This window comes from Paraprevotella xylaniphila YIT 11841 (assembly GCF_000205165.1).
In the GTDB taxonomy this organism is placed as follows: Bacteria; Bacteroidota; Bacteroidia; order Bacteroidales; family Bacteroidaceae; genus Paraprevotella; species Paraprevotella xylaniphila.
This window is the reverse complement of sequence record NZ_GL883887.1, coordinates 44836-67005: the sequence shown is the minus strand read 5'-3', so window position 1 is coordinate 67005 and position 22170 is coordinate 44836. Positions and strand designations below refer to the sequence as shown.

Annotated in this window: 23 protein-coding genes; 5 read left to right on the top strand and 18 right to left on the bottom strand. The window is 45.3% G+C overall.

What is annotated here, in order from left to right; all coding sequences use genetic code 11:
• The 5 genes from hxsB (at position 1) to HMPREF9442_RS16840 (ending at position 5175) form a co-directional block, all read left to right on the top strand.
• Positions 1-1425: a His-Xaa-Ser system radical SAM maturase HxsB gene (gene hxsB / locus HMPREF9442_RS14495; protein ID WP_008630080.1), complete on the top strand. Its 1425-nt coding sequence runs from the start codon at positions 1-3 to the stop codon at positions 1423-1425.
• Between the two features lie 6 nt (positions 1426-1431).
• Positions 1432-2571, top strand: a complete 1140-nt coding sequence (gene hxsC / locus HMPREF9442_RS14490) for a His-Xaa-Ser system radical SAM maturase HxsC (RefSeq protein ID WP_008630079.1) — start codon at positions 1432-1434, stop codon at positions 2569-2571.
• Positions 2572-2608: 37 nt separating this feature from the next.
• Positions 2609-2857 carry a His-Xaa-Ser repeat protein HxsA2 gene (hxsA2, locus tag HMPREF9442_RS16560; protein WP_007843129.1) on the top strand — a complete coding sequence of 83 codons (249 nt, stop codon included), beginning with the start codon at positions 2609-2611 and terminating at the stop codon, positions 2855-2857.
• A gap of 80 nt (positions 2858-2937) precedes the next feature.
• A complete protein-coding gene (locus HMPREF9442_RS14485) occupies positions 2938-3636 on the top strand; it encodes a glycosyltransferase family 2 protein (RefSeq protein WP_008630077.1) in 699 nt (232 codons plus the stop codon).
• 645 nt (positions 3637-4281) lie between these two features.
• Positions 4282-5175: a hypothetical protein gene (locus tag HMPREF9442_RS16840; RefSeq protein ID WP_229086030.1), complete on the top strand. Its 894-nt coding sequence runs from the start codon at positions 4282-4284 to the stop codon at positions 5173-5175.
• A gap of 23 nt (positions 5176-5198) precedes the next feature.
• Here HMPREF9442_RS16840 and HMPREF9442_RS14475 read toward each other — a convergent pair whose 3' ends face one another.
• The 18 genes from HMPREF9442_RS14475 to HMPREF9442_RS14390 all read right to left on the bottom strand — a co-directional run bounded on the left by HMPREF9442_RS14475 (position 5199) and on the right by HMPREF9442_RS14390 (position 22065).
• Positions 5199-5735, bottom strand: coding sequence for a hypothetical protein (locus tag HMPREF9442_RS14475; protein ID WP_008630074.1), 537 nt, complete (start codon positions 5733-5735; stop codon positions 5199-5201).
• A 24-nt stretch (positions 5736-5759) separates the two neighbouring features.
• A complete protein-coding gene (locus HMPREF9442_RS14470) occupies positions 5760-7031 on the bottom strand; it encodes a hypothetical protein (protein ID WP_008630072.1) in 1272 nt (423 codons plus the stop codon).
• Positions 7028-7477, bottom strand: a complete 450-nt coding sequence (locus HMPREF9442_RS14465) for a plasmid mobilization protein (protein WP_008630064.1) — start codon at positions 7475-7477, stop codon at positions 7028-7030. Before HMPREF9442_RS14465 ends, HMPREF9442_RS14470 begins: the two co-directional genes overlap by 4 nt.
• A 287-nt stretch (positions 7478-7764) precedes the next feature.
• Complete coding sequence (locus HMPREF9442_RS16055; protein ID WP_157183543.1) at positions 7765-8388, bottom strand: ATP-binding protein; 624 nt, start codon at positions 8386-8388, stop codon at positions 7765-7767.
• Positions 8345-9073, bottom strand: coding sequence for a hypothetical protein (locus HMPREF9442_RS16335; RefSeq protein ID WP_008630061.1), 729 nt, complete (start codon positions 9071-9073; stop codon positions 8345-8347). The genes HMPREF9442_RS16055 and HMPREF9442_RS16335 overlap by 44 nt, the downstream gene beginning before the upstream one ends.
• Positions 9074-9076: 3 nt before the next feature.
• On the bottom strand, positions 9077-9316 hold the full coding sequence (locus HMPREF9442_RS14450; protein ID WP_008630059.1) for a helix-turn-helix transcriptional regulator: 240 nt from the start codon (positions 9314-9316) through the stop codon (positions 9077-9079).
• Positions 9317-9557: 241 nt separating this feature from the next.
• Positions 9558-10226: a hypothetical protein gene (locus HMPREF9442_RS14445; protein ID WP_008630055.1), complete on the bottom strand. Its 669-nt coding sequence runs from the start codon at positions 10224-10226 to the stop codon at positions 9558-9560.
• Between the two features lie 21 nt (positions 10227-10247).
• Positions 10248-11405 (bottom strand): site-specific integrase, encoded by a 1158-nt coding sequence (locus tag HMPREF9442_RS14440; protein ID WP_040603240.1) that lies wholly within the window; start codon positions 11403-11405, stop codon positions 10248-10250.
• A 28-nt stretch (positions 11406-11433) separates the two neighbouring features.
• A complete protein-coding gene (locus tag HMPREF9442_RS14435; RefSeq protein WP_008630052.1) occupies positions 11434-12609 on the bottom strand; it encodes a site-specific integrase in 1176 nt (391 codons plus the stop codon).
• Positions 12610-13058: 449 nt separating this feature from the next.
• Complete coding sequence (locus HMPREF9442_RS14430) at positions 13059-14129, bottom strand: AAA family ATPase (RefSeq protein ID WP_008630049.1); 1071 nt, start codon at positions 14127-14129, stop codon at positions 13059-13061.
• A 4-nt stretch (positions 14130-14133) separates the two neighbouring features.
• Positions 14134-14508, bottom strand: a complete 375-nt coding sequence (locus HMPREF9442_RS14425) for a helix-turn-helix domain-containing protein (RefSeq protein WP_008630047.1) — start codon at positions 14506-14508, stop codon at positions 14134-14136.
• A gap of 73 nt (positions 14509-14581) precedes the next feature.
• Positions 14582-15373 (bottom strand): transposase, encoded by a 792-nt coding sequence (locus HMPREF9442_RS14420; protein WP_008630043.1) that lies wholly within the window; start codon positions 15371-15373, stop codon positions 14582-14584.
• Positions 15374-15541: 168 nt separating this feature from the next.
• Complete coding sequence (locus HMPREF9442_RS14415) at positions 15542-16657, bottom strand: site-specific integrase (protein WP_040603221.1); 1116 nt, start codon at positions 16655-16657, stop codon at positions 15542-15544.
• A gap of 119 nt (positions 16658-16776) precedes the next feature.
• On the bottom strand, positions 16777-17652 hold the full coding sequence (locus HMPREF9442_RS14410; RefSeq protein ID WP_040603220.1) for a helix-turn-helix domain-containing protein: 876 nt from the start codon (positions 17650-17652) through the stop codon (positions 16777-16779).
• A gap of 272 nt (positions 17653-17924) precedes the next feature.
• A complete protein-coding gene (mnmE, locus tag HMPREF9442_RS14405) occupies positions 17925-19319 on the bottom strand; it encodes a tRNA uridine-5-carboxymethylaminomethyl(34) synthesis GTPase MnmE (protein ID WP_008630035.1) in 1395 nt (464 codons plus the stop codon).
• A gap of 80 nt (positions 19320-19399) precedes the next feature.
• A complete protein-coding gene (locus tag HMPREF9442_RS14400) occupies positions 19400-19891 on the bottom strand; it encodes a GAF domain-containing protein (RefSeq protein ID WP_008630033.1) in 492 nt (163 codons plus the stop codon).
• Positions 19892-19905: 14 nt separating this feature from the next.
• The gene (locus tag HMPREF9442_RS14395; RefSeq protein WP_008630031.1) at positions 19906-20784 is read right to left on the bottom strand and encodes a nucleoside phosphorylase; all 879 of its coding nucleotides are present in this window, start codon (positions 20782-20784) and stop codon (positions 19906-19908) included.
• 30 nt (positions 20785-20814) lie between these two features.
• A complete protein-coding gene (locus tag HMPREF9442_RS14390; RefSeq protein WP_008630029.1) occupies positions 20815-22065 on the bottom strand; it encodes a hypothetical protein in 1251 nt (416 codons plus the stop codon).
• Between the last annotated feature and the right edge of the window lie 105 nt (positions 22066-22170).

Here is a 22170-nt window from a genome sequence, read left to right as displayed (position 1 = left end):
ATGGATTATCAGTTATTGCCATTCCGTTTTGAACGGTTCAATGATACAGAATATCTCCTCACAAACGAAGTCGGGGAATATATCTTTTTGCAGAACGAAGACTTCCATCGTTTTGTAAATGGAGAAATGGATATACACAGTGATTTGTTTTATGACATCGAATCAAAACAAATTGCCACGACAGATAAGGTCGAAGATGTGGTTTCAATGCTTGCAACAAAATTCCGCACAAAGAAAAGCATACTTCGTGACTTCACTTCTTTACATATGGTTGTTCCGACCTTGCGTTGTAACTCCAGTTGCATATATTGTCAAGTAGCACGCAAAAACCGGGATGACCACTCTGCCGACATGACAAAACAGACGGCTAAGAATATTGTCAAAACAATCTTCCAATCACCTTCACCGTGCATCAAGATAGAATTTCAGGGTGGCGACCCCTCGACTGATTTTGAGATGGTGAAATACATCATAGAGGAAGCAGAGTGGCAAAACCTTTTCAAGAAGAAAGAATTGGATTTCGTTATTTGTACCAATCTGACCTTGCTAAATGAAAAGATAGTGAAATACCTGAAGGAACATAACTGCATGATTTCTACATCGTTGGACGGTCCTAAAGATTTACACGACACAAACCGTCCGCTGCAAGACAAGGAATTAGACCATCATGCGATTTTTGAGAAGCACCTCTCCATGATACGGGAAATATGGGGAAACAATGATTGTGCGTCCGCTCTTATGACAACCTCAAAATATAGTTTGGGGCGCTTCAAAGATATAATCGACGAATATATACGCTTGGGATTCAACAGCATATTTTTACGGTCTCTTAATCCATACGGTTTTGCAAAACAGTACAAAGAAAAGATAGCTTATCCCATAGAAGATTTCATTGAGAATTACAAAGAAGGACTTGATTATATCATAGAACTAAATAAGAAAGGGACATTCTTTGTAGAGGGATTTGCTGCGCTCCTTTTAAGAAGAATGCTTACGCCGTTTGCTACGGGCTTTGTTGATTTGCAATCTCCAGCAGGCGTTGGCATTGCAGGAGTTATCTATGATTATGACGGTAGCGTATATGTATCGGATGAAGCTCGAATGATGGCACGCTTCAAGAACTATTATTTCAGGTTGGGCAATGTGAATGAGAATAGTTATCAGGAAATGTTCAATGGTGAACTTCTACACCATATCATTTCCTCTGCTTGTACAGAGTGTCTGCCTGTATGTTCCGAATGTGTGTTCCAGCCCTATTGCGGTGCAGACCCTGTGCGCAATATGTCCGAACAAGGAGATATGATAGGTTTCAGACCGACAAATGAAATGTGTAAAAAGACAAAGTCAATCATACATTACTTGTTCGAGTTATTGCACAGGCATGACCCTGAGATAAATAGAATTTTTTGGTCTTGGTTAAATTGAACGATTATGAAACAGCTTCAAGGTAAGTCATTCAATATAGAAGAAGATGTCGTTGGGCGGATAACTTTTAGAAAGAAAATGTTTCACCGTTCCAATGAAATATGGGTAAATAAAGACGCATCAAGTCCTGCGTTTGGATATGCTGCAACAATTACGACAAAGGACACTATTACAGATAGAGGGAAACCTTATTGCGTAGTTGACAATGTGGATGAATTTCATGAAGGCGATGTTGTAGTTATCAATAAGCAAGGAGAAATAATTTTTGTGTACGAAATTAAATCTAATCATAATGCAATTATGGCAACGGAACGATGCAACCATCGCTGCATTATGTGCCCGCAACCTCCGATTCTGCAAGAAAAAGATAAAACTGCGTTCAATTTGAAATTGATTTCTCTGTTTGACAAAAGCACCCAAGAAATCGGTATAACCGGAGGTGAACCTACACTTATCGGGGATAATTTGTTTGTCTTGATAAATCACATCAAGAAAGAGCTTCCTAAAACCGCAATCAGTATTCTTTCAAATGGAGTAAAGTTTGCAGACAAGGAGTATGCAATGAAACTGGCAAGATGCAGGCATCATGATTTACAGATAGACATTCCGCTTTTTTCAGACATTGCAAAAGAACACAACCGTATTGTAGGTGCAAAGACTTTTTATAAGACCGTACAAGGCTTATACAATCTTGCATTGTTCCATCAACGGATAGGGATTAGAATTGTAGTCCATAAGCAAACCTATAGGCGATTACCACAATTTGCAGATTATATTTACCACAATTTTCCTTTTGTTGCACAAGTCGCTTTTATGCAAATGGAAACGACTGGATTAGCAAAAGAAAATTTAGACCAACTTTGGATAGACCCCTATGACTATAACACAGAATTAAGGGAGGCAGTCTTATTGCTTGCGGACAGAGGAATGAAACCTTATATCTACAATGCACAGTTATGTATATTGCCTGAAGACATAAGATGTTATGCCCAACAGTCTATTTCAGATTGGAAAGACATATACATTCATGAATGTGATGGATGTGTGTTGAGAGGTCAATGTGCAGGATTCTTTGAATCCAATAGGAACACCCATAGTTCTCATATAAAGAAAGTGGAACATATATCATCTGATATATCGTGTTAATTAACTGATTGTCTAACATTAAAAGAAGGAGGTATCAATGAAGAAACTCTTGTTCTTTGCGGTCTCTGCAATTCTTGCAGGAGCGAGCTACTGTACTTCTGTTGGAGAGAAGATTGTCGCTAAAGTGACAAACAGCGACACTCAAATCGAACAGCAGCAAGAACAGACGTTGGTGCTGGAACAGTCCTCTGCCGAGTTCAATCTACTCGCAAGCCACAGTTCCCATAGCTCACATAGCTCTCACAGTTCGCATCGTTCGCATAGTTCTCATTATTCGAGCAGATGAGTTGTAGAGCTAAATGATTTTCCGGTGCGCCTGATTTTATCGGGCGCACTTTTTAAACTTAAAGACATCTGCATTGAAATATGAAAATTGTTGTAGTTCTGCCTGCTTATAATTGTGCGAAATCTCTAAAAAAGACAATATCTGAAATACCTCAAGATGTTGTCAATGAAATTGTGCTGGTAGATGATTTTAGTTCTGATGATACCATAGAAGTTGCCAAAGAATGTTGCATCAGGCATATTATTAAACACGATAGAAATCTTGGATATGGTGCTAATCAAAAAACATGTTATGATACAGCGTTAATATTGGACGCTGATATAATAGTAATGCTTCATCCTGATTACCAATATGACCCTAAATTGATAACGGCTATTATAGAAAAGATTCTCCAAGGGGCAGATATTGTTCTTGCCTCACGTATGATGAAAGGATTAGAAGCGGTAAAAAATGGTATGCCGCTATACAAGTATTTATGTAATAGGGTACTTACAAAATTCCAAAATTTCTGCTTCAAGAAACATTTATCAGAATATCATACAGGGTATAGGGCTTATAGAAAGGATGTGCTTAAGTCTATAATGTATCATGATTTTTCAAATGATTTCATATTTGACAATCAGATTATTATTGCAGCGTTCTCAAAAGGGTATGAAATACAAGAAATATATTGCCCTGCGAGATACGACAATCTTTCATCATCTATAAGGTTATTACGTTCAGTGAAATATGGATGCCAAGTAATATATTATACAATAAAGCAAATTTTGAAAGGGTAGTGAAAAATGGGGCAATATTATCTGTGTGTAGTTCTAATCATATTTTTATTCATTCTGCTTATTCATGAACTTATATATGATTATAAGTCCATACGAAGACCATATAAGCGCATATTGCTTTGTCTGGTTCTAACTCTTTTGTTCAAATACAATTATGGTACTCATTTTTATGGATTGGAGTATGAGGATGCTTATGTTTTTAGTTTTTGTGCTAGGCAATTCTTGTATGACATATTTCCAACTTCTTTTTTAATTGATGCCGTTTCTGTTGGAAGTCTTACGGAACCGATGCTTACTTCTACTTATGGTGGGCATTTTATCATGTATCCTACCTTTCTGTCTCTTTTTACGAACATTTTTGGATGGTCTCCAACCATTTTGAGCATAGCAAATACAAGCATAGCTTTTTTTATTCTACTCATACTGTCAATCCTTCCAAAGAATCAAGAGAATTGGTTTATCCTTCCTGTTCTCTATTGTTGTGCACCTATAATAAACTTGTTTACAACCTGTTTCTTATCAGAAATATTTTCAAGTTTCATTTGTTTGGTATTCGTATATACTTATTTTAGAAGAAAGAGTATATATAACTATGTCCTATGTCTTATTTCTTTTCTTGTGGCGATTATGTGTAAAAGAGAAAATTTGGCATTGCTTACTTTACCTACAATTGAAATTATTTATTTGGTTTTGTGGAAATATAGATGTGAGATAAAAAAATACACTGGAGAAATATTGAAATATACATCCCTTTTACTTATCGTCTGTATCTATTTTCTATCCGTTCAAAATGTTTTTGACATAGAAAAAATAGAATCCCAAGATATAGAAAATTCAACTTTCTCAATTCGCTATTTGTCGATACTATTCCCAGCTTTTATTAAAGCGATGTTCAGTTTTAAAGCATTTTCCTTAGTGCTTACAGCTACTATTGCATGGCTTATTTACTTCTTTTTCCATAATAAGAAAATGTCATTAGACATTGTATTTCCTCTTACCTTATTTTTTGCATATCTTCTGCTATATACATCCCATTATAGGGGCTATTTCTTTATTAAAGAAGGACATGTTTCCTCATTTGAAACTTACAGATACATCAACAACTTCTTTTACTTACTTCCGATTATGTTCCTACCTTTAAGAAGTAAACTCGTTAAACCTATTAAATTCATAGTGTGTATAGCATTGGCTTTTTCATTATATAATACGTATTCGCTCAGATTTAAGATGTCAGAAACCGAATATCAAGAGCGTTTTAAGGTGGCCAAAACAGTTAGTACATATATACAAGCAAATTCCTCTAACAGTGTACTTATCTGCGAGAATATTCTTTTATACCAGAATATATGCGGTGATAACTTTAATGTATGCGATATTCGCCTTTATGATAAGTTGGATAAAAATAATCAAACTGATTATTATCTATTGTTGTCGGATTTGAACTACTTAAAAGAGCGATATTCACTAAATATTGATTTGCATGATGTTTCTCCCGTTATGTATTTAGAAGATGGTAGATATCTGTACAAGTACAAATGATAGAAGAGAATAACAAACCTCCTTTAGTCCTTAAGGAATGCCCATAAGAATACGACTATATAGCAAAATAAGAACACGACTATCATAAATATGAACCAACGACTGGAAAGCCAAATGCCTTCGTTATTCTGAAGGTGTTTGGCTAACTTTTTACTATGTTCCTCCAAGAGTTTCTTCTCTGTCTTGATGTGATTGGCAGAACATTGGTTCACCTTAGTAAGTTCACTGTTATCAACCTTAGCACGGATGACGGTGTTCCGTTCCGCTTTGACAATGGCGTTGCTGATACCGTCCACAATGTTGTCGGCACTCTCCTTGGCCGCTTCCAGAGCCTTGAAAGCCGCCCGTTCTCGTTGGACGGTGTGCTTCAGGCTGCCGTGTATGCCGTGCAGTTCTTCTTTCAGGGCTTGGATTTCATTCAGCAGATTGCGAAGTCCAACCATTTGGCAATTGACTTCCTGCAACAGTCCGTCAAGCTCCTGCACATCCTGTTTCAACTCTTCTTCGGGCGTGTAATTGGCAAGCCGCTCACGCAGGACGGCTGTATCGGGTTGTTTCATTATCGTAGCTGTTTTAATTCGTTATTATTTGCGTTTCATTCCTGATTTTTTCTGTGTGCCGAGCCTGTGCGAAGCCTCACGCGCACAACGGCGGGCAAACTCTATCTCGTCCTCCTCCGGGTCGCGTCCCCATTTGAGATCGGACTGAGAACCGCCTCCACCGCCGCTTGATGTCACCTCGTAGGGTGACGCTATAAGGGTGAAATAGGCCATCGCCAAGTTCTGCAAATCCTGCCAGTTGGCAAGTTCTTGGTAGTCGAACTCATCATTGAAGAAGTCAATCACCTTGTCGGGCAGATAGCGTTTGTAGGTCATTCCGTCATGCTCAAATTCCGTGGGCTGGCAGTTTGGCTTATAGTCCGTGTACTCCTCGTAAACCAAGTTACTCCGCTGTACAAATGGCTGTGGCTTTTGTCGGGCTTCATTAGGAACAGACGACTTCGGTGTCGGTGTGGTAGTCGGTTTAGCTGTTGCGCCTGCTTGTTTGACTTTCTGTTTGTCCTGTTCGGGATGCAGTTTCTCCCATGTCTGCCTGATGCGTGATGCCGTCAGGTTACGTCCCTTTCCGAGTTCCGAAGCCTTGAACCTTGTGTTGCCCTTGATAAGCACATAGCCGCGTATCACGTCCTTCTTGTCCTTGCGCAGATACAGTTCGTAGCCTTTGGCGGCAAGCCGTTCCCTGTAACCGCCCCATGACCATTCGGCCATTTCCCGCAAGGCTTCCATGCAGTCATCGCTGACCTGTGGGATGTTGTTTTCGTGTATGTGCATGGCGGTAGTCCAGCCCCTTTGCTTTGCGACCTTTTCAGCTGCACGTTGTGCGCGGAGGTGGATGGCGTGGTCGTTGTTGATGTTCCCGTCCTCGTCCACACGGCAGACGATGGTATGGAGGTGCGGTATGCCGCTCTTGGATTCCTCGTGCAACCATACGGAGGACTTGCTGCCCGATACGTTGGTGCGTGGGGAAACAACATTGCCGTCCTTGTCCCGGATTTCCTGCTCGTCGAAAGCCGCCGCGAAGTCGTACCACAGTTGCCGCCAGTCATCCAAGGTGAAGTCTTCGGTATGTTCCATCGCCGGGCTTATCTCCATGCGGATGACATTGTTCTTGATGTTGGGGTGGTTCATGGAGGCGAACTTCATTTCCGTCCATATTCCCGTAGCGTCCATGTCCTGCGGCATGAAGTTGTCGCAGATGCGCATTATCTTTTCGGGATGTTTCTTGTTCCTCGATTCGCCCGACACATAGAGCATCGCCCTTATGCCGTGGGCTACCGCTTTTGCATTGGCTATCATGCGCCGTCCTCCTTTATTTCTTCATTCGTTGTCCCTGCCGGATAGCTGTTCACCGTCTGCGCGGACTGCAAGAAGTCGGCGACACGATTCGTGACATGGGCCACTTTCTCGTACCATTCGAGCATGGTCTCTTCGTGCCGGAACAGGCGTATCTTCTCGTTGTCGCTCAGTCCGTGTAGGGCGTTGGCGAAGTTCACCATGTCCGTGCGGCAGGCCGCAAGCTGACGCAAACCGTCCAGTTCCCTGTCGGAAAGCCTTTGCCGTGGCTTGTAGCCGAGTGCCCTTGCCCGGATGAAGTCGCTGCGTGTCATGCCGCACTGGTCGGCGGTGCTTTTGATTTGCGAAAGCTCCTGTTCCGTGACCTTGGTGACAACCACCTTGTCGCGCCTTATAATTGGCTTCTTTTGCCCTAATTCCTGATTGGAGTTATCTTCTTCGTGCATCATAAACGAGAGGTCTTAAAATGGTCGTAAACGTTTACTACAAGAGGGAAGCTGCGAGCCTGCGAGCGGCACGGACAACAGTCTGCCGGACTGTTGCGAGGGCGTCGGGGTGTTACTGTCCGAAGGCGGTAATACCTCGGCATACCTCGCAACTGAACGCTACCGCTCCATGTCAATCCATCCGTCCGTTTGCCACATCCAAAACAGACTGGTGCCAGTGGAGTGTCGGATAATGGAACAACGGAAAATGTTTTTTTGCGTCCTGTTTCTGTCGGTTCTTATTCTTCCCTCTATTTCCTGAATGAAGGGTTGTCGAATACAATCTTGTCCACCATCTCGTTCAGCCTGTCAGCAATCCTGTCGCCGTATAACTTGCGTATCTGTTGTGGTACGAGGTTGGTGGTTATGAACGAGAAGCCACGGTTTTCGTATCTTCTTGCAAGCAGGTCGGTCAGCGGCCTGTGCATGTTGCCGAACTCCTGCACCTCCACAGGCTCTATGCCCATGTCATCGATGCCGAGCATCTCCATATTACACAGCCGCAGGAACTCGGTATAGCTGTTCCGACATAAATGGGCAATATGAACCGCATTGACGATGGGCATACCGTACACATTCCTATGGTAGCTGTCCGGTATCCTGACCACATTGAGCAGGTTCTGGAACGCCCTCATCACGGTGGTTTTGCCGTTGCCGCACAAGCCGCACAGCATCACCCCGCACCGTCTGCCGGAGGTAAGGCTCGCAGCAAGGCTCCTGACTTGTGAGTCTACTGCGTCAGGATAAAGAAATGTGCCTCCGAAACGGCTCACTTCGCCTGCGATGGCACATTTAAGCAGTTTCGCAGCCGTATCTTCATCGAAAGGCAGTCTAAAACGCTCCTTCGTAGTCCTCGGCTGACACAGCCGTGACATCAGAGTCTCTATAAGTTGGGGATTTCCGTTTTGTTCCATATCGGGTTGTATTCAGATGTTTGATAATCCAATGGTAAAAATGGCTTCGGCAATCGCTCTCGTCCCGCTGCGCGTTTCCACCGATTCTTTGCTCGTCAAAGAAGTCACGGATATGCCCGTGTAGCCTGCCTCTGTCAATAATCCAGTTTTCTCTTTTCGCCAGCACTTCGATAATCTTGTCCTGCCAAGCCGTATCGGCAAGCAGGAGTGACTCAAGCTCATCCAGCAGTTTATGTCCGTCTTCCCGCGCATGTTGGGAGTTGATAATATCTTCGTCTTTATCTTTTATATTAGAATGGGGCAACTGTACGGTCAACTCATGGGTCAACTGTCGGGTAACCTGATGCGGCAACTGCCGGAACGGCTGTATGGTCAAGGAATATAGCGCAGGGGTGTGGATTCCTGTACCAACCTGACAATCTATCAGCCCACGCTCTTTGAGATGCTGCCGTGCCTTGCTGATATTCTGTTTGGTGGTCGAGAGCCGCACGCAGAGGATGGCTGTATGGCAGGCAAACGGCATGTTCCAGCGCAGGCGGTTTGCCTCATACAGGAGGTAATGATAAAGTGCTACCTCCGTAGGATTGAAAGGGCTGCGCTCCGCTTCTGCCCAAAACCGGTTAATGTAGTCGTATATGCCCGCCATGACTTACCGCTTCGAACGGTTGATGATGTACTTCTGTGCCTGTTGGTCGAGTTCCGCCTGCGATGCCACGCGTACATTCTTCATCCATGCCTCCAGTTCGGCTTTGTCAAAGAAGCACAATTTGCCGTTTGGTTTGTAGTAAGGGATGACGCGTCGCATCATCAGTTTGTGAAGATAGCTCACTTTGATTCCGAGAAATTTCGCGGCCTCGGCCGTCGAGATCAGTTGGTTCGTCTGTTCCATATTTCTGTCGTTTTTGATGTGATTTCTTAGGCTGTGAAAGCCGTCGTTCCGATAAGGAAGACGGTGCAAAATAAGCCATCGGAAATCACACGACAAAGAATCTTAACCGACTGTAAAACAGATGGAAAGCTAAGTGGAAAACTTTTAAAAGCACGGCTGTAAAACAACAGCAAACAGACGAAAACAGGGAATAGAAAAAACAGATGTTAAGCGAGATGGGTTGCCTGAAACGATAAGGCGGTTAAATTTTGATGTTTCTCTCCCAACTGCGATATGCATCGGTGTTGCGGATATTATCGTCGGCTTCCGCCACTTTCTTAAAAATGGAAATTATAACATCCTCTTTGTCGGCTTTGGAACCCCTGCGGTTCTTTACATCCAACAACTGGCGCATATTGTTCAGATGCCAATAGTCGCCAAAAATCTTCCACTGGCGACTGATGTTGCATATTGCTGCTATGCTGTCCGCGATGAAAGCCATCTGTGTGGCATTGCATCCATCATGCGGCCGATATTCCGTATCAAGAAAGCCTTCATGACGCAAGGCTTCCATAAATATCATAGTTCTGTCTCCTTTCAGGGCATCCGGGAAATCCGGTGGAAAGGAAAACCGACATGCTGTCTCTGGTTCTGTGGCCGATTGAGACTTGCCAGAGGAACCGCTGCCGGACGGTGAAGAAGCCTTTTTAGATTTGCGCTCCGACAATTGCTCGATTTTCTTGCGATACTCCATATAGACAGCCATCGGAACAATGAAGATAACGAGCGAGATTACCACGAACATGACAACGGTAATAGCATCCGTCTCAAGCCGTGCGACCGCTACCCGTCCGGCAAGGACAGATATGAGTAGCCACACTGCTCCCGGCAGCAGGATGTTCACATTGAAATCATCTGGCAATCTTCTCATACTCTATATTATTATATTCGTTCAGGTATTGGCAAACTCCATGTCGATAAGGCTGATGGCATCTTCCTTTTTCTTGTTGATGATTTTGGCGTATATCTGGGTGGTCTTCACATCCGAATGGCCGAGTAGCTTGCATACAGTATAAAGGTCAGCACCGAGTGTCAGCAACATTGTGGCAAAGGTGTGGCGGCTGACATGATAGGTTACATGCTTGGTTATGCCCGCCGCCTTGACCCACGGTTTGAGCTGCACATTGCAGGTGTCCTCACATGGCAATGTGGGAAATACAAGGTCTTCATCTCCGGCTCCGTTCCGTTCCGGCATCCATTTCCTTGCATTCATGGAAAGGGGAAGATAAAGAGGCTGTCTGGTCTTCTGCATGATGATATTGATGCGCCACTGCTCAGCGGAACTATCCACATTTTTCCATTTCAGGACCAGTACATCGCTGATTCGCAAGCCGCAGTAGCAGGAGAACAGAAACGCTCCTTTGACATCCTCCCGTCTGCAAGGAGTGTCTATGAGAATCTTGACCTCGTCTATGGTCAGGAACTCCCGCTTGCTCTCCGGCATCTTGATTTTCTCGTCCGTATTAAGCCGGTTTACCGGATTTTCGGCAATGATTTCCTCTCGAACTGCCGCATTCAACGCTCCCCGAAAGCATCCGAAGTAGGAAACGCAGGTGAACTGCGACAGCTTCTTACCGCTCGGGCTTACATAGATGTTACGCAGGAAGTTTATAAAGGCAAGGCAGAAGTCCCGGGTTATGTCCCGCATGGTCGCCTTTGCATTGAAGGCACGCAGCACATTCATCGTGTTGGATATCAGTTTGCCACTTCCTCGCACTCCTTTTTTCTCCTGACTTTCCTTGTATGCCTGCATCCAGTCGAGAAGCAGCATCTTCGACCGCAGGGAGGTGTTCTTCAGCCCTGCCACTCCATTGGTCAGCTCGATGATGCGCTGCGACTTTATGGTGTTAACCGCAGCAAGCGTGGCCTTATTCTGCGCCTTGGCTGCCGCATTCGTCTCCGGGATGAGATACAGTTTCAGGAACTCATACTGCCTTTTTCCGTCACGGTAGATGTCGAGATAGACGGACTGGCTCCCGTCACTGAGTGTCTTATAACGGACTCTGACAGGTTCCTTGGGCTGTTTGGGTGTCTTTATTGCTTTTGCCATAGTGGTGTCATTTATAAAAGATTTGTTCTTAATCAAACACTTTGTCTATGAGATTGACTGCCTCGTCTTTCCTTCGGTTGATGATTTCAGCATAAATCTGCGTGTTCTTTATCTGGGAATGGCCCAAAAGTTTGGAAACGGTATAAAGGTCTGCACCGAGCGTGAGCAGCATCGTGGCGAAGGTGTGTCGGGCTGTGTGATAGGTCACCGATTTGGCTATTCCAGCATCGGCAGCCCATATTTTTAGGATGTCATTGATGTGGGAGTCTCCGGGCAGATGCTCGAAGACAAGGCTGCCAGTATCGTGTTTCCCGCTGTCTTCACATCCGGGTATCCATCTTCTTGCCTGCACGCCGAGCGGTATATGTATTGGCTTTCCGCTCTTGTTCATGATGACGGAAAGTATCCATCTGTCGTTGTCCTGCGTTATGTCACCCCATTTCAATTTACGGACATCGCCGAGCCGCAAACCACAGTTGCAGGCAAAGAGATATGCGTTCTTAATCATATTGTTTTTACAAGGTGTCGCAATCAGTCGCTTCACTTCGTCTATGGTCAGATAGTCTCTTTTCCCTTTGCTCGCTTTTGCCCTTTCATGATGTGAGAGTAGGTTCATGGGATTGGTGGGGATGATTCCTTCCCGCATGGCAACATTAAGAGCTGTCACGAATGTGCACTGACGGTTAAATGCAGTCTTTGGCTTAAGGTTTTCTCCTTTGGCTGTTTTATATCCGGTCTTCAGATATTCTACAAAGGCAATGCAAAAGTCCTTGCCGATTTCATTTACCTTTGTGTCACCGCAGTTCATTTCGGACAGGATGGCGCACAACCGGTCTATAGCATGGATATCATGTACACCACGGCTACGCTGTATCTCCTTAAAACGGGAAAGCCACTCCAATATGGATATGCCTTTATTAGAGATACAGTCTTGCGTATCCATAAGCCGTCTGTTCTCGGCCGGTAACTTTTTCAATTCCCGCAATTTCTTCCTGCATGCGGTCTCGGCTTTCCGCATCGCGGCTTCATTCAGGCGCAATGATTTGTCATCGGTCTCTGGCACAAGATACAGTTTGAGGTATTCATAGCTGCGATGGCCGTTACGGTAGCAGTCCAGATAAATGGATCTGCGACCGTCTTTCATCGCCTTGAACCTTATCTTGACTGGCGATTTTTTGCTATCTTTGTTACTCCTGTCCGTCATAAGTGCGTTCGCATCTTGAAATCACACTGCAAATATAGTCTCTTTAGTCGAAAAAGAAACAAAAATGAGTAACAAAAATCCGTCTGAAATGAGATTTTTTCGGAATTGAAGAGAATCGTGATAGAAAATGCAAACAACTGCAAATAAGGATAATAAGTGAAAATATCTTCTCTTTAATTCTCATGGTTTATAGACATCGGAAATTAGGCTCCCCCATATGGTTTACTACTGGCAGACGGGCAAGCCCGGTATGGATGATAGCTTCACTTCAAATAATGCAGATGCTGTCCGGTTTCCAGTGTACATGCAAAAGGAAGTATGGCAGATTGTACCTGTATGATGAAACCTGCCATAGCTTTGCTTTATTCTTATATCTACACCCCGGCATTAAAGTAAAGCCGGGAAATGTCACAGAAAAATGTCACACTGGGATTTAATGGCATAATGGCTCAATAATGGAAATCTCGGTTGAATTTGTATTCTTTCCCTTCTTTTACGACCATCCGTTTGTTGCATAGGAACTTTGCCAATTCCACCGTCTTGTTGTACCCCAGTTTTATCCCCAGCCGTCCGTAGCCCTCTTTCAGCCGTTCAAGGTAGCTGTTATAGCCGCTGATGTTCCCGTCCTCAAAAGCGGCGTTCAAAGCGGAGCGGTGCGAATCCTCAGGTATTTCCTTGTACGGGTCGAACGGTTCCTTGGTCGGGCGTCCTGGCTGCCTTTTCTGGGGCTGATATGACTCCACCAGTTCGGGCAGGGAATCATCGTTTACCCGGAAGGCAAACGGTTCAAACTCACGGTCACGGCTGTGTATGACTTCCACCACACTTATGGACTTGTCATCTTTGTCTGGCTCTATCTGCATGACTGTTTCCGCCTTGTTGTTCAGTTCCGTGCCGACATGACCGCGTGCGTGTTCGTCATTCTTGTTCTGATGCAAGACGGTATGGATATGTATCTGCCGGTCATCGGTCCATTGCATGAATTTGGATATCACATCGGTGGATTCACCGGGTGAATTGATATCATGGATGAAGTCCCGGATGCCATCTATGATGACCAAACCTAAATCAGGTATCATGCCGATTGCCTCTTCCGTTATAGCCAGTCGTACTTCGGGCGAATATTTCCGGAGTGCCAGCATCGTCAGATTGTCTGCATCACAATCTTTCGGCAAACCTGCCAGTCTCAGGATTCTATTTAGAACAATTTGGCAATGATTCTTGCCCTGTTCCGTGTCAACGTAGAGAATCTTCCTTTTTCCCTCTGGGAAGCAGGCACGGTAATGCAGCACTGTGGCATTCTTCAGGGCAGCTGCAGCGATGGCGGAGACATTGAATGTCTTCTTGCTTTTGGCCTTTCCAATGGATGCACTGAAGTTTCCCAAAGTCCCGATTGTGGAATCATCCACCATAAGCACGGAAGCGGACTGCTCGTATGTCCCGGTCACACTTATGACCGATTCATTTATGTAGTTTCTCAATTCCTCCGGAGTAGGAATATTGCAGCTCGTCTTTTCCATATTCCTACAGTTCTCTTGGTTTGGCCTTATGTCTTGTCGCAGCAAGCATCTGCTCGTGTTCCTCCTCGAAGCTCAGCGGCACCTGGCTCTTTCTTCCGGTCTCCAGCCATTTGTCCAGTTCGTCGCGATATACGAACAGATGCTTCCCCTGCTTGATGACAGGTATCCCTCCGTGTTTGGCCTTGTAATAGAAGGATGACTTGGATATTCCAAGGTAGCTGCATACTTCCTCGACGGTCATAGGGACATGCAGGTTTTCTTTGACAGGAACCTGTTTGGCAAAATTGTCCTTCAACGCATTTTCGAGACTCTCGATTCTTTCGCAAAGTTTGCCTACTACTTCCGGCAGGTCATTGAATGTCAGTTTCTCGTTTGGCATGTTTTTAATATTTAAATGTTAAACATGCTGCAAACCAACATAATGATATTATGCAGATTATAATCAGCAGAAACTAATTATCGCTGTCTGCTGAAGTTTGCATACAACTGAAATGATAGTCCCCGTTCTCCGGGACATCTATGGCAATTATGGCGGGAACTGAGTCACGAAGATTTTTACAAAGGTATTCGATTGTCGCATTTTCCAGTTCATGCGGGAATATTGTTTTTATGAACTTTGCCCTGTCGATTAAAGGGATATCAAGTCTCTCACCGATATTCCATGCATAATGTCTCAGCGAAGGGGACTTGATTTGATTATCGGGCTTTGAACGAACCGGTTTATATAGTTCCGCTTGTCCGTATGCCAGAGATTCTATGTTTTCATGGAGAGTTTCAAGATCGTCTATGGATAAGAACTGTGACATTTCGTGTGTGGTGTATTCATGTATCGCATGCACAATAGCAGTCTTCTTCTCCATTTCATTGCGCCGCAATTCTTCTATGCGGGCTTCATATTCCTTAAGATATGGACTCTCGACCTGTTTTTCACTGGTTGCATTATCTGTTTGGGGCAATTCTACCAGGGTATCATGATTTGTCTCGGAAGGGACAGCTCCTCTTGAGGATAACTCCTTGCAGCCCAAAGAAAGATAGCTTTTGGAGAGTAGAGAACAGAACAGGCGTTGCAGGGCAGCGCATGACATGATGGTTGCTACGGTTCCTAATATGACCGGAGTGGAATAGTCAATCAGGTCAATCTGGTAATTGTTGTACAATATTGTTGCTACTGTCGTATAGGCGACACACGTAATCGCAAGGACCCGGCTTGTCTTTTTGATGGATATTCGGTTGTTATCTGCCATAAACTGTTATTGTTTGAAATTATGATAGGACAAAAATAGATGTCCGGTTTCAGACTGTTGTAAATAATGACGGAAAATCAGCCGGGAATTAAGAAAAAATATGGTTAGAGTATGATTTTCTGCGAAAAATCATACTCTAACCGATAAAACAGGCACGAATCAGTCAGGTCAGCCCTTTCTTGTCAATGTGATTTTGGTGGTCGCCTCACGCTTGTTGCTGTCGACTACTTTCATGTAGCGTTGGGTGGTAGTGATGCTCTTGTGCGCCATGTTGCTTTGGATAGTACGGATATCAGTACCCGCTGCAGCCTGAAGGGTCGCATATGTCCTGCGGTATGAGTGGAAAGTTATGTTTTTGGTAATTCCTGCGGAACGGATCCATTCCTTCATCGGCTGCTGCGTCCAGCTTCGCTTCAGGCCTTTGAACACAAGACCTTTTTTCTCGGGACTGTACCCGATCAGTTCCAAGGCTTCATCGCTTATCGGGATGATGTCTTCCGTCTTGGTCTTCTGGGTGATGGTATGGACACATTTTCCTCCGGCTGCAAAGTCAACGATTTCCTCCCAGCAGAGGGAAAGTATATCGCTGAGCCGCAAACTGGTCAGGCACGAAAAGAGGGAAGCAGTCTTTAGAACAGGTATCTTGCACGGAGTTTCAGCCAGGCAATACAGCTCTTCCACACTCAGGTATTCCTTGGCAACATCTTCCGGTTCGATTTTTTCCAGAAAGTCATTGACATTGGTCTTTATCATCCTGTTGCGGTACAGAATCTTCAGGAATCCCCGGAAAGTGGACCAGTAGCCGGAAGCGGAGTTCCTTGATATCTGTCCGTCACGCCGGAGTTGCTTTGCGTTAAGCAGGTATTCCCGGAACTTGTTGCACAGGTCCACATCTATTTCTTCAAATGTGCATTTGCCATGAACGAAGTTGTAGAAGTGCTGATAGACAAATCCCCATTTCTGGTCATGCTTGCGGAGCTGCTTCCGGTAATACTCCAGAAAGTCCGCTTTGTACTTGCGTTTGTCGAAGAAATCATACCGCTCATTTACGATGGCTTCAAACCTCCGGCACCGGATTGCTTCGGCCTTTTCCGACATGGCAGCGTTGAAGTCGCGTTCACGCTGATTCTTGGGATTGGCATAGATGTAAATGTTCAATCCTTCATGGCGGATGGTCTTCATTGTTTCCTGATCCCGGTAGCCCGGATAATAATCAAGATAGAACGACAGCATACCTTTCTTCAAAGGGCGCGTCCTCAATGTAACTGTTTTGCATTCTGACATAATGTTGAATATTAAATGGTTGTAACTGATTTTTGCTGCGAAAATCCTTAATGCTTTTATACAGACCATAATCAGCAGGAAATAATTTCCCGATAATTACAGTCGGTCGCATTTAGCCACTAACGGGCTTCCATGATGTGGTCGAATTCCACCTTTAGAAAGCGCACGAACCTGCCTTTCTTCTCCCGTTTTATTTCGTGGAATTGCAGGATGCCGTAAACTGAATCCCGGGTGAGATTGTATTTTTTCATGGCTTCCTGTACGGTGTAGTATTCAGACGAGTTATCTTCGGCGGTCTGTTTTGACAGGTCGAAATGAAGTTTTGAGTAGAATATCTGGCCGTGCTCTTTCTTTGAGGGGATGTTGTTGCGATAGACATGCGAGCGGATGGCTACACGGGTCATTCCGTACTTTTTCTCGATTTCTTCGGGAGTGTACCATTCGGTCAAGGCGTCATCCGTCTTGTATTTGGCAAATGCCGCATCAATGTGCTTCTTGCTGTAATAGTTGAATTGGCGAATACGGATTTTGGGGATATGGTTCTCTCTTGTATATGCCCAAATCCATTTTTGCGAGACTTTGTACTTTTCGGCAATTTGCTCGGCAGTGTAGTACTCAGTTATGTCAAGATCATCTTTTACTCTTCTTCGTTCATAGGGGCGTGTTTTGAGCATCAGTTCAATATCGGCTCTGCGAATGATTGACATCCTAGCACTGATTCTTGAAGCTCTCAACTTTTCCTCTTTGACAAGCTTGTAAATGTATTGGCGAGAAACGCCCATCAATTGTGCGGCTTGTGCAAAAGTAAAGTAGTCTTGATGGTCAAGTTTACTTTTGACTTCTATCAAATCCTGTAATTCACGAAGTTCGAGTCTTCGTTCTCTCATACGGTGTTTGTAACCTTGACTGGCACATTGATGGCTGCAATAATTGGTGGTAGTTTTCTTTGCAATGAATGGCTTACCACACCATTGGCAAATTCTTTTTACTTCCATGTTGTTTTCTCCATATTTTTAGTGAAACCATATAGTTTTAATTTCGCTTTTTGTCTACCTATGTAAACCATTGTCAACACATGTTGTTGACTACTTCAGTGTGACATCGGGGCAAATCCCGAAAATGTTCCGCGGTAGAAATACGGTAGAAAAATATGGCGGACAACTATATCCGACTGCACATAGCCGGATTTTGGACAAATAAAAAAGCCACTGAAAATCAGCGGCTTCATTGTAGTTGGTTCTAATTCGTTGCAGTTAATTGCGATATATCATTTCCCGATGCAGAAATTCTTAAAAATATTCCCCAATACTTCATCTGTAGTAATTTCACCGCCTACAATTTCGGCCAGATGGAAAAGGCATCCACGTAAATCCTGACTGATGAAATCACCGGAAAGGTGAGTTTGAAGTCCGTTTTGTACGCGGTGGATATCTTCGAGAGCCAGAGATAATGCCTCGTAGTGTCTCACATTCGTGACGATGAGGTCGGAAGAAGTCAGTTCAGGGACAGAGGCTACCTTTACAAGGAGATTTTGCAGTTCTTGGATACCTGTTTTTTCTTTGGCAGAAATAGATAGCGTGACAGTGTTTTCTGGCAAGCCGGATAGCTTTGTCGGGATAGGCGATGCTTGGTCTGATTTGTTCAACAAGATGATGAGTTGTTTGTTGGAACAGAGAGGGAGGATACGGGGCGAAAGTTGTCGGATTTGGGCTTCCGCACAAGTATTGTCTACGACCCATAGGACAATTTCCGCTTGTTCCATCTTGTGGAAACTGCGTGCAATCCCCATGTTTTCTATTGTGTCGTGGGTGTCGCGTATACCGGCGGTGTCGATAAATCTGAACGTGATGCCGCTGAGGTTTACCGTGTCTTCAATCACATCGCGCGTTGTGCCGTGTATGTCGCTCACAATAGCCTTTTCTTCGTTGAGCAGCGTGTTCAGGAGTGTGGACTTTCCTGCATTGGTTTCACCGACAATCGCTACGGGTATTCCATTTTTGAGGACGTTTCCCACGCTGAATGAGTGGACCAATCCACTGATGACTTTTTCTATATCTCCGGCAATGGTTTCCAATTCGCTACGGTCGGCAAACTCCAGTTCCTCATGGTCACTGAAATCCAATTCCAGTTCCATCAGGGAGGTGAGGTGGAGCAAGCGTTCGCGCAAGGCAGACAGTTCGCGGCTGAAACCGCCCCTCATCTGGTTCATGGCCATCCGGTGGGTGGCAGCGGACGAAGAGGCTATCAGGTCTGCCACGGCCTCTGCCTGGCTCAAATCCATCTTTCCGTTCAGGAAGGCACGTTGTGTGAACTCACCCGGACCGGCCGCCCTGCATCCTTTCCGGATGAGCAGTTGCATGACTTGTTGCAAGATGAAAGACGAACCGTGGCATGAGATTTCCACGCAATCTTCGCCCGTGTAAGAATGAGGTGACTTGAACAAACCGATCAATACTTCATCAATGATCTCCCCATCGTCTTGCCGGATATGTCCGAATGCCATGGTGTAAGCCTTGCGTTCGGAAAGGGGGAGGGGGTGTTTACCTGCGGGAGTAAAAATACGGTCGGTTATGGCGATGGCATCTTTTCCTGAGATGCGGATTACGCCAATGGCACCTCCTTGTGCAGTGGCAATGGCACAAATTGTATCTTGCGTGTTCATGAGAGCTGTTTGCTATTTCAGAAACTCCCCGTCGCGTCTGTAGTGCAGACGGACGGAGAGGGATATGAATGTTTAATAGGTCATCGGTACAGTGTGGCAGCCATCAGGTTGACCATTTCTTCCAACCCCTTACGGTCGGTTTCGTCGAAACTGTCCGCTTTGTCACTATCTATGTCCAATACTCCTTTTATTACCTTATTATATATGATTGGAATCACGATTTCAGAACGGGATTCGCTGCTGCATGCGATATGTCCGGGAAAAAGATCCACATCGGGCACTATCAGAGGGCATGCCTTCTCCCATGCCGTACCGCAGACACCACGTCCTTTCCGGATACGGTAGCAGGCAATGCTCCCTTGGAACGGCCCGAGTGTGAGTTCTTGTTCGGATTTCACCAGATAAAATCCTACCCAGAAGAACCCGAACGCTTCTTTCAGTGCAGCCACCGTGTTGGCCATTACGCTTATCTCGTCCCGTTCCCCTTCGATAAGCGCGGCGTAATGTTTGAGAAATTGGCGGTAGCGTTCGCTTTTGTCTGAATCCTCAGAGGGGTTGAAATCGATATTCATGCTTGTATAATCGTTTAAATCCGGTCGATGACCAACTGAATCAGATCGTCGATTTTGTTTTTGTAACTTGGATCGGCTTCTCCGGCCACCCGGTTGGCTATCACCATGCAACATGTCGTGGCCTTGTGTCCCATCAGACGGGCCAATCCGGCCAGTGCGGAACTCTCCATTTCGAAATTGGTGATTTGAAGTCCGTTGTAAGAAAAGCTTTCAATCTTCTCATTCTGACGGGGGTCCGCCAAAGGAATGCGGAGCTGACGGCCTTGCGGGCCGAAGAATCCACCGCAGGCTACGGTGATGCCCCGTACCATATCGTCGGCAGCTATGCGTTCTATCAGTTCCGGATGTGCGTCGATGACGTAAGGAGCAGGGGCGCACAGGTTTCCGCTCCATCCCAAATGATTAAGCAACGCGCGTTCTAACGGCAGGTCGCATACGGCATTGCGCCCTTCATAGAAGTTCAGCAAACCGTCGAAACCGATTGATTTTACGGAACAAATGAATGTGCCGACCGGCGTATAAGGCTGAAGCCCGCCGCATGTACCGATGCGCACCAGTTCCAAGCTGCGGAGCTTTGCTTTTTCCCTGCGGCTGTTGAAGTCGATGTTGGCCAAGGCGTCCAGTTCGTTCATGACGATGTCGATGTTGTCGCAGCCTATGCCGGTGGATACGACCGTGATACGTTTTCCTTTATGCGTACCCGTGATTGTTCTGAATTCGCGGCTAGAGATGTCGCATTCCTGGGTGTCGAAATGGGCTGCCACTACGGGGGCACGCCCCGGGTCGCCCACGAGGATGACCTTGTCTGCCAGTTGTTCCGGTTTTACGTGAAGATGGAATATGCTCCCGTCTTCGTTGATGATAAGCTCTGATGGTGCAAAATACTTGTTCATAAGCGTTATGGTTTTAAAAGATAAACATGATCATTTTTTGTGTGATTGTATTTCTATATTGCGGATGGTTTTGGCTTCCGCACGCAGTGCCGTTTCAGCCTTTTCGCATTGTGCTTCAAGCTGAAGGATTTGTTGGCTCAACGTTTGACGTTGCGCGTCGTTGCCGTTGGCATACCGGTCGCGCAGGGTTTGCAGTTGTTGGCGGTCTTTGTCCAGTTGCATACGGTTCTTCTGCCATGCAGCCATTTTTTTGCGTGCTTCCGGAGATTTGAAGTCGTCCAACAAGGTGTAAGTGTTGCGGTTGTCTATGACAAACTCGAAGTCCTTCTGCTTCTTGACCACCTTGGGTGCACTCAGTGCGGCTTGCAGCCTTTGCCGTGCCTGTGCCACGGCTTCCTTGTCCCCCCATGTCTCCGCAATACTGTGGATAAGGGCCAGACGGCATAGTTCATCCTCCTCGTATATATTGGCATCATACACCTTGCGGACATCGTTCGGGATGAAGATGTAGATACACACCTTGTCCTCCGGTTGGTTCCGGTCGGACACGAACCATCCCAGTTGGTTGAACTCGTCAATGGCCAACATGTAGTCATTGGCAGGCGAGTTGAAAGGCATGCCAAGGTTTTCCGGATAGAGGAATTTCTTCTCATCCATGTCATAGCGTGTCACGAAGATGTCATATCCTCCGATGCTTTCCTCTCCTTGGGCGGCATAGTAAAGCGTGATGCCATCGGATAGCATGAACGGATAGTTCTGCGCGTCATCTCCGTCCAACTCATCCAATTTATGGGGATTGGTCCATTGGCCTCCCACAAGGTCGCTGGTAAACAACCGGAGGTATTTGTTCTCGTCCGGTTGTGCGAAATATATCTTATTGCCCAATTCGGACAGGTAGACTGTGCAATTGTTTTCGTCCGGACGGTTGAAGAATGTGCCGTACGGACTGATTTCCCCGCTTTCCGGACTGAGTTTGATGTGGTTCAGGAACGTATTCTTGTCCACGACCAGGCTGTCTATGACCGTCACCCGTTCCGTAGCTCTCATCATGGAGCGCAACCGGGCTATTTTCTGCAATTTTCCTTCTTCCACGTCGGTCGGTTGCCGTTTGCGTTTCAGCTTCTTGATGTCCTGATTAAGGAGTTCTTCCGCCTCGTCAAACTGGTAATGATTCATATAATATTCAGCCGTTGGGGGGGGTATGGCCTGCCCGTTCTTCTGCGCTTGCGAAGGCAAGGAAAGCAAAAGGGAACAAAATACCGGCAATATATATTTCTTCATGTTCAAACTGATGGTTATACCTTATTTATTCAAAGGTAGGGATTTATTCTTTATCCTGTATCCTTTTCTAATAATATTTAACGTGGAAAGGACGCTCCACGCGGT

Bases quoted from the DNA above. Each gene is read 5' to 3' on its own strand.
- HMPREF9442_RS14395 (WP_008630031.1), bottom strand. From the start codon at position 20,784: ATGAACAAGTATTTTGCACCATCAGAGCTTATCATCAACGAAGACGGG.
- HMPREF9442_RS14465 (WP_008630064.1), bottom strand. From the start codon at position 7,477: ATGATGCACGAAGAAGATAACTCCAATCAGGAATTAGGGCAAAAGAAG.
- HMPREF9442_RS16055 (WP_157183543.1), bottom strand. From the start codon at position 8,388: ATGTCACGGCTGTGTCAGCCGAGGACTACGAAGGAGCGTTTTAGACTG.
- hxsC (WP_008630079.1), top strand. From the start codon at position 1,432: ATGAAACAGCTTCAAGGTAAGTCATTCAATATAGAAGAAGATGTCGTT.
- HMPREF9442_RS16335 (WP_008630061.1), bottom strand. From the start codon at position 9,073: ATGGCGGGCATATACGACTACATTAACCGGTTTTGGGCAGAAGCGGAG.
- HMPREF9442_RS14410 (WP_040603220.1), bottom strand. From the start codon at position 17,652: ATGGAAGTAAAAAGAATTTGCCAATGGTGTGGTAAGCCATTCATTGCA.
- HMPREF9442_RS14425 (WP_008630047.1), bottom strand. From the start codon at position 14,508: ATGCCAAACGAGAAACTGACATTCAATGACCTGCCGGAAGTAGTAGGC.
- HMPREF9442_RS14475 (WP_008630074.1), bottom strand. From the start codon at position 5,735: ATGAAACAACCCGATACAGCCGTCCTGCGTGAGCGGCTTGCCAATTAC.
- HMPREF9442_RS14450 (WP_008630059.1), bottom strand. From the start codon at position 9,316: ATGGAACAGACGAACCAACTGATCTCGACGGCCGAGGCCGCGAAATTT.
- hxsA2 (WP_007843129.1), top strand. From the start codon at position 2,609: ATGAAGAAACTCTTGTTCTTTGCGGTCTCTGCAATTCTTGCAGGAGCG.
- HMPREF9442_RS14390 (WP_008630029.1), bottom strand. From the start codon at position 22,065: ATGAAGAAATATATATTGCCGGTATTTTGTTCCCTTTTGCTTTCCTTG.
- HMPREF9442_RS14430 (WP_008630049.1), bottom strand. From the start codon at position 14,129: ATGGAAAAGACGAGCTGCAATATTCCTACTCCGGAGGAATTGAGAAAC.
- HMPREF9442_RS14435 (WP_008630052.1), bottom strand. From the start codon at position 12,609: ATGACGGACAGGAGTAACAAAGATAGCAAAAAATCGCCAGTCAAGATA.
- HMPREF9442_RS14420 (WP_008630043.1), bottom strand. From the start codon at position 15,373: ATGGCAGATAACAACCGAATATCCATCAAAAAGACAAGCCGGGTCCTT.
- mnmE (WP_008630035.1), bottom strand. From the start codon at position 19,319: ATGAACACGCAAGATACAATTTGTGCCATTGCCACTGCACAAGGAGGT.
- HMPREF9442_RS14440 (WP_040603240.1), bottom strand. From the start codon at position 11,405: ATGGCAAAAGCAATAAAGACACCCAAACAGCCCAAGGAACCTGTCAGA.
- hxsB (WP_008630080.1), top strand. From the start codon at position 1: ATGGATTATCAGTTATTGCCATTCCGTTTTGAACGGTTCAATGATACA.
- HMPREF9442_RS14470 (WP_008630072.1), bottom strand. From the start codon at position 7,031: ATGATAGCCAATGCAAAAGCGGTAGCCCACGGCATAAGGGCGATGCTC.
- HMPREF9442_RS14445 (WP_008630055.1), bottom strand. From the start codon at position 10,226: ATGAGAAGATTGCCAGATGATTTCAATGTGAACATCCTGCTGCCGGGA.
- HMPREF9442_RS14485 (WP_008630077.1), top strand. From the start codon at position 2,938: ATGAAAATTGTTGTAGTTCTGCCTGCTTATAATTGTGCGAAATCTCTA.
- HMPREF9442_RS14415 (WP_040603221.1), bottom strand. From the start codon at position 16,657: ATGTCAGAATGCAAAACAGTTACATTGAGGACGCGCCCTTTGAAGAAA.
- HMPREF9442_RS14400 (WP_008630033.1), bottom strand. From the start codon at position 19,891: ATGAATATCGATTTCAACCCCTCTGAGGATTCAGACAAAAGCGAACGC.